Below are 8,524 nucleotides of genomic sequence, written 5' to 3'. Positions count from 1 at the left end.
CCATTCCGACAGCACGCGGCCCACGGGGTCGGGCAGCGCCGCGATCTCCTCCAGCCCGACGGCCATCGCCTCGACGCGGGCCGGGTTCAGCGTCAGCCGGTCCAGGAAGGAGCCGGTCAGCCCGGTCGCGGCGGCGAGGTCGGCGGCATTGGCCTCGAGGATCGCCACGGCGTTGCGCCGCAGGCTGGCGGCGGCGGCCAGCAGCGCCCGGTCCTTCGACGGTCGGTCGGCGCGCGCAAGCTGGCCGGCCGCCGCGCGGGCGGGGCTGGCAATGGCGGCGATCGGATCGGCGATGAGGTTCACGGGATGCGCTCTCTCTCGGGCGTGGAAAGCTTACAGCAGGACCAGGTCGTCGCGATGGATCAGCTCGTCGCGGCCGCGCCAGCCCAGGATGGTCTCGATCTCCTCCGAGCGGCGGCCGGCGATGGCGCGCGCTGCCTCGGCATCGTAGGCGGAGAGGCCGCGGGCCAGCTCGGCGCCGGCCTCGTCGCGGATGGCCACCGGGTCGCCGCGGCCGAACTCGCCTTCCACCGCGCGGACGCCGGCAGGGAGGAGGGAGCGGCCGTCGCGCAGCGCGCGCGCGGCGCCCGGATCGACCCGCAGCACGCCAAGCGGCGCGAGGGACCCGGCGATCCACTGCTTGCGCGAGCTGCGGCCCTCGGGCGCGGGCAGGAACCAGCTGCAGCGGGCGCCATCCTCCAGCGCCTGCAGCGGATTGGCGCGGGTGCCCAGCGCGATGGCCATGGCGCAGCCGGCGCCGGTGGCGATCTTCGCCGCGATCAGCTTGGTGCGCATGCCGCCCGAGGAATAGCCCGGCGGCGGCTCGCCCCCCATGGCCATGATCTCGTCGGTCATCCGCTCCACCACCGGCAGGTGCTGCGCCTCGGGGTCGCGGCGGGGATCGGCGGTGTAGAGGCCGTCGATATCCGACAGAAGAACCAGCGCGTCGGCATGGATCATCTCGGCGACGCGGGCGGCCAGGCGGTCGTTGTCGCCGAAGCGGATCTCGGCGGTCGCCACCGTGTCGTTCTCGTTGATCACGGGCACGCAGCCGAGGTCGAGCAGGGTGCCGAGCGTGGCGCGGGCATTGAGGTAGCGGCGGCGGTCCTCGCTGTCCTCCAGGGTCAGCAGCAGCTGCGCCGCGGTCATGCCATGATGCGACAGCGCCGTCTGCCAGGCGCCGGCCAGGCGGATCTGCCCGACCGCCGCCGCCGCCTGCTTTTCTTCCAGCCGCAGCTTGCGCTTGATGAGCCCCAGCGAGCGGCGGGCCAGGGCGATGGCGCCCGACGAGACCAGGACGACCTCGACCCCGCGCGCCCGCAGCATGGCCACATCGGCGGCGACGGAGGAAATCCAGTCTTCCCGGGGGGCCGCCGTCTCCGGGTCGACCACCAGGGCCGAGCCGATCTTCACGACGAGGCGGCGGGTGGTGGCCAGCGAAGGCGGCGGCAGGCTCATGCCGCGGTGCCCTTCTTCTCCGCCTGCGCCTCGCGCTGGCGGTAGATGGTGTCGGCCAGCTCGCGCAGCACGCCGGGGACGCCTTCCTGGGTCACGCCGCTGATCAGCCGGACCTCGCGGCCGGTCGCGCGCTCCAGCGCCTTGACCCGGCTGGCGCGGGCCTGCGGCGTCATCGCGTCGAGCTTGTTCAGCGCGATGATCTCCGGCTTGTCGACCAGGCCGCCGCCATACTCCTCGAGCTCGCCGCGCACCGTCTCATAGGCGCGCACCGGGTCGGGCTGGCTGCCGTCGATCAGGTGCAGCAGCACGGCGCAGCGCTCGACATGGCCGAGGAAGCGGGTGCCGAGGCCCGCCCCTTCGGCCGCGCCCTCGATCAGCCCGGGGATGTCGGCGAGCACGTATTCCTCGGTCGCGTTCAGCCGCACCACGCCCAGCTGCGGCGTCAGCGTGGTGAAGGGATAGTCGGCGATCTTCGGCCGGGCGGCGCTGGCCACCGACAGGAAGGTCGACTTGCCGGCATTGGGCAGGCCGACCAGTCCGGCATCGGCGATCAGCTTCAGGCGCAGCCAAAGCCAGCGCTCCTCGCCCGGATAGCCCTTGTCGGCGCGGCGCGGGGCGCGGTTGGTCGAGGTCTTGAAATGCGCGTTGCCGTGGCCGCCATCGCCGCCGGTGCAGATCACGCTGCGCTGGCCGGGCTCGGTCAGGTCGGCCAGCACCGTCTCCTTGTCCTCGTCCAGCACCACGGTGCCGACCGGGACCTTCAGCGTGACATCCTCCGACCCGGCGCCGGTGCGGTCGGAGCCGGCGCCGTTGCCGCCCTTGCGCGCCTTGAAATGCTGCGCGTAGCGGTAGTCGATCAGGGTGTTCAGGCCGGGCACGGCCTCGATGATGATGTCGCCGCCCTTGCCGCCATTGCCGCCGTCGGGGCCGCCGAACTCGATGTACTTCTCGCGGCGGAAGGCGATGACGCCGTCGCCGCCATCGCCGGCCTTCACCCAGATCTTGGCTTCGTCGAGGAACTTCATGTCAGTCGGATCCGGGGGGAGAAGGGGAGATGGCCGGGGAAGGGAGGACGCAAACAAAAACGGGGGCCTTGCGGCCCCCGTTCGCGTCTGTACCGGTCGCGAAGGCGCGCGAGGTTACTCGGCGGCCTGCGGCAGCGGCTCCACGGAGACGTGGACGCGGCCCTCGGCGCGGCGGGTGAACTTCACCTTGCCCTCGACGGCGGCGTGGATCGAATGAGTGCGGCCGACCAGGACGTTCTGGCCCGGCATCATCTTGGTGCCGCGCTGCGTCACGATGATGTTGCCGGCGAGGACATGCTCGCCGCCGAACTTCTTGACGCCGAGGCGCTTGCCGGCGGAGTCGCGACCGTTGCGGGACGAACCGCCAGCCTTCTTATGTGCCATGAGGAGTGTCTCCTAGCTTCTGTCGTGCGGGCTTCGGCGATCAGGCCGCGGCGATGGCGGAGATGCGCAGCACCGTCTGGGGCTGGCGATGGCCATTCTTGCGGCGGCTGTTCTGCCGGCGGCGCTTCTTGAAGATGATGACCTTGTCACCCTTCTTGTGCTCCAGCACCGTGGCGGTGACGGAGGCGCCGGCCACGATGGGCGCGCCGATCGTCAGCCCGGCCTCGCCGGAGATCGCCAGGACATCCTGGAAGGTGACGGTCTGGCCGGCTTCGGCCTCAAGCTTCTCGACGATCAGCACGGCGTTCGGGGTGACGCGGTACTGCTTGCCGCCGGTGCGGATCACTGCGTAGGTCATTGGGGCGCCCTGAAAGCTCTGCCGTGCTGGCCTGATTCGAAAAGAATAGTGGCCGAGAACGGCCGTCGGCGACGCCACAGGCATCGTCGGGAGGACGGCCGTATAGCGCCGGGGGGTTCAGGGAGTCAACGCTGGCCGGGGGATTCGCGCTTTTTCCGTGAAAAGCCGCGTTGCGCTCGGGCCCAAGCCCCTCTATACCCCGCCCCGCCTGACGACCAGCGCACCGCGGAGAGGTGGCAGAGTGGTCGATCGCGTCGGTCTCGAAAACCGAAGTAGGTGCAAGCCTACCGTGGGTTCGAATCCCACCCTCTCCGCCAGCGGCCCGGCTTTTCTGCGGGTTTGCGGCCGGCCAGACCGATCTGCCCCCCCCCACTGCTTGCCCTCCATGCCGCAGAGACTGCCATGTTCGGGCGGTGTCGTGCAGGCCCGGATGGCCCAGCATTCGCCGGGGTTGCTCCCGCACTCCGGTCCTCAGCGGATCCGCAAGGCTGGCAGCTGCGGAAATTTGCCGTTCCACCGCAAGATCGCGCCTAGCCACGGCCAAAGCGCCGGCACTGACCGCGTGCCTGCAGTGCCTGCCGCCCGCGGGGGGGCGGCATCCCCAGGTCTGGTTGCGGTCGCCGGCTGGCGATGCAATAGAGGCCGCGGGTGCAGTTCCAGGAATGGAGCGGGCAGGGCGTAGCGTTGGTCGGGCCGCCAGCGAGCCTTTGCTTGTCCGGAATCCGCCCTGATGGCCCAGCCTGCCCATTCCCGCCCGAGCGCCCTGCGCCGCTTCCTCGACGGCCAGTCCTCTGCCGGCCTGGTCCTGATGGCCGCCGCCGCCCTGGCGCTGGTCGTCGCCAACTCGCCCCTCGCGCCTGCCTACGTGGCGACGCTGAGCGCCTATGTCGGGCCGCTCTCGGTCGGGCACTGGATCAATGACGGGCTGATGGCCGTCTTCTTCCTGCTGGTCGGCCTTGAGATCAAGCGCGAGGCGCTGGACGGCCAGCTCTCCACCTGGTCGCGCCGCGCCCTGCCGGGCTTCGCGGCGCTGGGCGGCATGGTGATGCCGGCGCTGATCTTCCTGGCCTTCAACCGCTCGGCCCCGGCCGCGGGCGGCTGGGCCATCCCGGCGGCGACCGATATTGCCTTTGCGCTCGGCGTCCTCTCGCTGCTGGGCAGCCGGGTGCCGGCCTCGCTGCGCGTCTTCCTGGCGGCGCTGGCCATCATCGACGATCTTGGCGCCGTGGTGATCATCGCGCTGTTCTACACGGCGCAGATCTCGCTGCCGGATCTCGCGGGCGCGGCGGCGGTGGTCGCGGCGCTGGTGGCGATGAACCGGCTCGGCGTGCGGCGCCTGGCGCCCTATCTGCTGCTCGGTCTGCTGCTCTGGCTGCTGGTGCTGCGCTCCGGCGTGCATGCGACGCTGGCCGGGGTGATCCTGGCCTTCACCATCCCGCTCGCCACCAGCCCGGGCCGGCCGGACGACACCAGCAGCCCGCTGCACCGGCTGGAGCATGCGCTGCACCTGCCGGTCGGCTTCCTGGTGGTGCCGATCTTCGGCCTGGCCAATGCCGGCGTGCCCTTCCTGGGCCTGCCCGCCGAGGCCTTCGCCGCCCCCGTGACGCTTGGCGTGGGCCTGGGCCTGCTGGTGGGCAAGCTGGCCGGCGTCCTGGGCGCCTCGCTGCTGGCGATCCGGCTGGGCCTGGCCGACTTTCCCGCCTATGCCGGGCGGCTGCAGCTGGCCGGCACCGCGCTGCTCTGCGGCATCGGCTTCACCATGAGCCTGTTCATCACGCTGCTGGCCTTTCCGGCCGACCCGCTGCTGCAGACCGAGGCGAAGATCGGCATCCTCGGCGGCTCGCTGGTGGCGGGGCTGCTGGGCTACCTGGTGCTGCGGGTCGCGCCGCAGGACTGGCCGGGCACGCCCTCGCGCTGAAGCCCAGGGTGCCGGACAGGGTGGCCGGACAGGGCGCCGACGGCGGCCTGGATGCGTGCCGCTGCCACCGCCAGTGCGCCGGCCTTGCCCGCCAGGCCGCATGTCCCGCGCGGCGTGGGCTGGCGCGCCGGCAGGCGCCTCCTCAGCGGCGGCGGCCGTTCCGGCGCTTCGGCGCGGGCTTGGCTTTCCTGTCCGGCTTCTTCTCGGACTTCTTTTCGGGTGGCGCCAGGCGCAGCGGCCGGGCCTCCGGCATGCCCTCGGCCCCGGCATAGCGCTGCAGCGTCGCGCCGGCCGCCAGGTGCGGATAGGCCTGGGGGCCGTCGGGCCAGGTCCTGGCGAAGGCAGCGACCTCCGCCTGGTCATGCCCGCGGATCGCCTGGACCATGAAGCTCGCCGCCTGGGCCGGCCGCAGCCGCTGCTGGCGCAGCAGGTGCTGGTGCCATTCCCGGGCGCGCAGCGGGCACCAGTCCACCAGCGATTCCTGCAGCGCCCGGCGCACCTCGAAAGGCAGCTCCTCATAGGCGCGATAGGCATCGCCCTTCAGCGTGCTGTAGGGCCTGGCGGCCATGCTGTTGTCCATCGCCGCCTTCTAGCCAGGGCGAGGCCCGCGCGATACCGGCGCGTCAATCGCCTGGCGCTCGGCACCTATGCGGTGGCGGGAGGCGGTTGGCGACTGCCGGCCTGGCAGCGCATCAGCCCGGCCCGCCACCTGGCGGCGCGGCCGCGAGGTCTTCTTCCGGCAGCGCCGCCCTGGTCGAGACGAAGGTGACGGCGACCACGCGATCCCCCTCCAGCCTGTGCCGCACTGCGCGGGTCGGCAATCCCTGCTCGGCCAGCAGCCGGCCGATGTCGCGGCCGAAATCCGTGTAGACCAGGGACAGCCCGTCGCCGCCCGAGCCGTGATAGACCGCGGGCAGCAGCAGGCGATCCTCGGCGCCGCTGGCATCGACCCGGGCGCGCATCAGCGCGGGCGGCTCGCCGCCGAAGGGCACCGTCCAGACATGCCGGCCGCCGGGCTTCAGGATGCGGCGGATCTCGGCGAAGGCGGCGAAGGGCCGCCGGACATGCTCGAGGATGTCGGAGGTGACCACCAGGTCGAAGCGCTCCGCGGCGAAGGCAGTGCCCATCAGGTCTTGGCAGGTGAGGCCGTCGCGTCCCGTGCCGCTCGGCAGGGCCGGGTCGTGGAAGGACTGCTCGTAATGCCCGGCCTGGCGCAGCCACCGGCGGAGCGGCCCCGAGATGCCGGGCTCGAAGATGGCGAGGCCGTCGAGCCCGCCGCTGTCGGCGAGTGCCGCCAGCGTCGCGAAGCGGCCTTCGCCGAGCAGCGTCAGCAGGGTCTCCGCCTGGCCGCGGTAGCGCAGCGTCGCGCGGCAGTCCTGGCAGGCGAAGGTCTCGCGCTCGCTGCGATGGGCGCGGCGGAACAGCCCTTCCCAGCCGCAGAGGCTGCAGCGCCCGGACCATTCGTCCGCCGTGAAGTCGTCGGCGCCGGCGATGGCGCGCAGCCGCGCCGCCAGGGCCGGCGGCAGGCGCTGCGCGGGCTGCGCCGCAGCGCAGGACGGCGCCGCGACGCGCTGCTGGATGTCGTTGTTCAGGCTGCGGCCCTGGCCGGTGGTCAGCGCCGCCGGCGGGGCCGCCGCGGCGCCGGGCGGCAGGGTGACCAGGATGCGGCTGTCGCGCAGGCCGAAGCCGCCGTTCAGCCGCAGCGGCGCAGGCCCTTCGAGGCTGTCGACCGACAGCTGCAAGGCGCGATGGTTGCGGTCGCGCAGGTAGAGCACATTCACCGGCCGCTGCCGCAGCAGCCCGTCGGCCATCCCGAAGGGCAGGTAGCGCCGGCCCGGTCCTTGCCGGGGAAGCGCAGCGAGCTTCAGCAGCGGGAAGCGGTCGTCGGCATGGCCGCGCAGATAGGCCTCGCGCCTGGCGGCCTCGGCGATGGTCGCGGCGGCGTGCGACAGCAGCCCGGTGCGGTTCGGCTCCGGCGCGCTGCCGCGCCAGACGCTGTCGGCGAAGATCTTGCGGGCCTCGGCGGCGCAGCGGGCGCGCAGGAACAGCTCGACCAGGCGGATGGCGGGCCTGGCACCTTTTAGCTGGCGGCGTCGACAGCGCCGCGCCGCCGGGCGCGGGGATCAGCGGGCCTTGCGCGCGTCAGGCTCCACCGCCGCCTCCGGCCGGTCCAGCCGGAACACCGCCTCGCCGATCCCCGCGACCATGTCGGAATCCAGCGTCTCCGCCTCGCTCGGCAGCAGCACGGCGGTGTCGCGGATCCCCAGCGTCTCCAGCTGCCACGGCGTGCCATGGCCGTATTCCAGATGGCCGCGGCCGATGATGCCGACCACCAGCGGCGCCGGCGTCCCCTCGGCCGCCACCGTCGCGCGGTAGGATGCGATGTTGCAGGCGAAGGCACGGTCCCAGACCTGCTGCGCGCGCAGGAAGCGGTCGCTGATCTCCTCCTCCGGCCGCCCGGTGAGCCGCGCCAGATGCGCGCGATGGCCGGGGCGGGCAGGGGCCGCGGGCGTCATCCCGTCGCGCTCCTCGACGGGCACCGCATCCCAGCCGTCGCGGCCGATCCGGGTGACCAGCGGGCGCTCGCAGTTCAGCGCCAGCATCGGCACCGCCTGCTGCCGGCAGAAATGCAGCAGCGGCAGGTAAAGCGCGGCGTCGAACCCCCAGACCTTCTCCCACGCGACCGCCTCGAGGAAGCCAGCGGTGGAGAAGGCGCCCGCCACCCAGCGGTCGAGGACCGGCTGGACGCGGCGCGGGAACATCTCGAAGCCCATCGCCATGTCGGGGCGCAGCAGATGCAGGCAGGTCGCCACCTGCAGCTGCCAGCGGTGGATTTCCGCCACGTCGTGGCTTTCGCCCAGCAGCACCGCGTCGCGCTGCGCCAGGCGGCGCAGCAGCGGGCCGGCGTCCAGCAATTCGCCGCTCGCAGGGTCCAGCCAGCGGGCCCGGGGATGGGGGTAGGGGTCGGGCATGAGCAGGTCCTGACGCGCGGCGTTCAATTGCAATTGATTCTTATTATCTTAAAAGCGGGAAGCGTCCATCCCGCCGGAGCCTTGCGTCATGCCCACCCGCCAACCCTGTCGCTGCCGGCCATGAGCCTGGCGCTCTCCAGGCTGCCATCCGGCGGGCGGAAGTCCGGCATCGGCGCCGCCGCCTCGGTCGCGCTGCATCTGGGGCTGGGCCTGCTGCTGCTGGCGCCCTGGCTGCGCGACGGCGCGCCCCCGGCGGGCCGCGGCGGCGCCGGGGTCGAGGTGACGCTGCAATCCGCCGCCGCCCAGGGCGCGGCAACCATCCAGGAAGCCTCCACCGACCCGGTCGCCGAACAGGCCGCCCCGCTGCCGCCGCGGCCCGCCGGGGGCGCGCCGTCGCGCAGCCAGGGCG

The 8,524-nt window shown here is 72.7% G+C and carries 9 protein-coding genes, 1 tRNA gene and 1 pseudogene; 3 read left to right on the top strand and 8 right to left on the bottom strand.

Annotation, left to right across the window (positions count from 1 at the left end):
* From proA to rplU, 5 genes and pseudogenes are all read right to left on the bottom strand, one after another.
* A pseudogene (gene proA, locus BKE38_RS11515) lies at nt 1–303 on the bottom strand (glutamate-5-semialdehyde dehydrogenase); the annotation flags it as partial.
* Nucleotides 304–333: 30 nt separating this feature from the next.
* Nucleotides 334–1,458 (bottom strand): glutamate 5-kinase, encoded by a 1,125-nt coding sequence (proB, locus tag BKE38_RS11510; protein ID WP_076957460.1) that lies wholly within the window; start codon nt 1,456–1,458, stop codon nt 334–336.
* Nucleotides 1,455–2,483 carry a GTPase ObgE gene (obgE, locus tag BKE38_RS11505; protein ID WP_076957459.1) on the bottom strand — a complete coding sequence of 343 codons (1,029 nt, stop codon included), beginning with the start codon at nt 2,481–2,483 and terminating at the stop codon, nt 1,455–1,457. The genes proB and obgE overlap by 4 nt, the downstream gene beginning before the upstream one ends.
* Nucleotides 2,484–2,597: 114 nt before the next feature.
* Nucleotides 2,598–2,867, bottom strand: coding sequence for a 50S ribosomal protein L27 (gene rpmA, locus BKE38_RS11500; RefSeq protein ID WP_076957458.1), 270 nt, complete (start codon nt 2,865–2,867; stop codon nt 2,598–2,600).
* A 40-nt stretch (nt 2,868–2,907) separates the two neighbouring features.
* Nucleotides 2,908–3,225, bottom strand: coding sequence for a 50S ribosomal protein L21 (gene rplU / locus BKE38_RS11495; RefSeq protein ID WP_076957457.1), 318 nt, complete (start codon nt 3,223–3,225; stop codon nt 2,908–2,910).
* Between the two features lie 227 nt (nt 3,226–3,452).
* Between rplU and BKE38_RS11490 the strand changes: the two genes are divergently transcribed.
* A tRNA-Ser gene (locus BKE38_RS11490) sits at nt 3,453–3,542 on the top strand.
* A 413-nt stretch (nt 3,543–3,955) separates the two neighbouring features.
* Nucleotides 3,956–5,143 (top strand): Na+/H+ antiporter NhaA, encoded by a 1,188-nt coding sequence (gene nhaA / locus BKE38_RS11485; RefSeq protein WP_076957456.1) that lies wholly within the window; start codon nt 3,956–3,958, stop codon nt 5,141–5,143.
* A gap of 142 nt (nt 5,144–5,285) precedes the next feature.
* On the opposite strand, the gene BKE38_RS11480 is transcribed toward nhaA, so the two are convergent.
* The 3 genes from BKE38_RS11480 to BKE38_RS11470 all read right to left on the bottom strand — a co-directional run bounded on the left by BKE38_RS11480 (nt 5,286) and on the right by BKE38_RS11470 (nt 8,115).
* Complete coding sequence (locus tag BKE38_RS11480) at nt 5,286–5,723, bottom strand: DUF6525 family protein (protein WP_076957455.1); 438 nt, start codon at nt 5,721–5,723, stop codon at nt 5,286–5,288.
* Nucleotides 5,724–5,835: 112 nt separating this feature from the next.
* Nucleotides 5,836–6,954, bottom strand: coding sequence for a methyltransferase domain-containing protein (locus BKE38_RS11475; RefSeq protein ID WP_076957454.1), 1,119 nt, complete (start codon nt 6,952–6,954; stop codon nt 5,836–5,838).
* 312 nt (nt 6,955–7,266) lie between these two features.
* Nucleotides 7,267–8,115: a ChaN family lipoprotein gene (locus BKE38_RS11470; protein ID WP_076957461.1), complete on the bottom strand. Its 849-nt coding sequence runs from the start codon at nt 8,113–8,115 to the stop codon at nt 7,267–7,269.
* A gap of 81 nt (nt 8,116–8,196) precedes the next feature.
* Between BKE38_RS11470 and BKE38_RS11465 the strand changes: the two genes are divergently transcribed.
* The coding region (locus tag BKE38_RS11465; RefSeq protein WP_131829574.1) for a hypothetical protein at nt 8,197–8,524 on the top strand (328 nt) is incomplete at its 3' end.

It is taken from the genome of Teichococcus deserti (genome assembly GCF_001982615.1).
Lineage (GTDB): Bacteria > Pseudomonadota > Alphaproteobacteria > Acetobacterales > Acetobacteraceae > Pseudoroseomonas > Pseudoroseomonas deserti.
This window is presented reverse-complemented; position numbering and strand designations above follow the sequence as displayed.

Bases quoted from the DNA above. Each gene is read 5' to 3' on its own strand.
- proB (WP_076957460.1), bottom strand. From the start codon at position 1,458: ATGAGCCTGCCGCCGCCTTCGCTGGCCACCACCCGCCGCCTCGTCGTG.
- obgE (WP_076957459.1), bottom strand. From the start codon at position 2,483: ATGAAGTTCCTCGACGAAGCCAAGATCTGGGTGAAGGCCGGCGATGGC.
- rpmA (WP_076957458.1), bottom strand. From the start codon at position 2,867: ATGGCACATAAGAAGGCTGGCGGTTCGTCCCGCAACGGTCGCGACTCC.
- rplU (WP_076957457.1), bottom strand. From the start codon at position 3,225: ATGACCTACGCAGTGATCCGCACCGGCGGCAAGCAGTACCGCGTCACC.
- nhaA (WP_076957456.1), top strand. From the start codon at position 3,956: ATGGCCCAGCCTGCCCATTCCCGCCCGAGCGCCCTGCGCCGCTTCCTC.
- BKE38_RS11480 (WP_076957455.1), bottom strand. From the start codon at position 5,723: ATGGACAACAGCATGGCCGCCAGGCCCTACAGCACGCTGAAGGGCGAT.
- BKE38_RS11475 (WP_076957454.1), bottom strand. From the start codon at position 6,954: ATGGCCGACGGGCTGCTGCGGCAGCGGCCGGTGAATGTGCTCTACCTG.
- BKE38_RS11470 (WP_076957461.1), bottom strand. From the start codon at position 8,115: ATGCCCGACCCCTACCCCCATCCCCGGGCCCGCTGGCTGGACCCTGCG.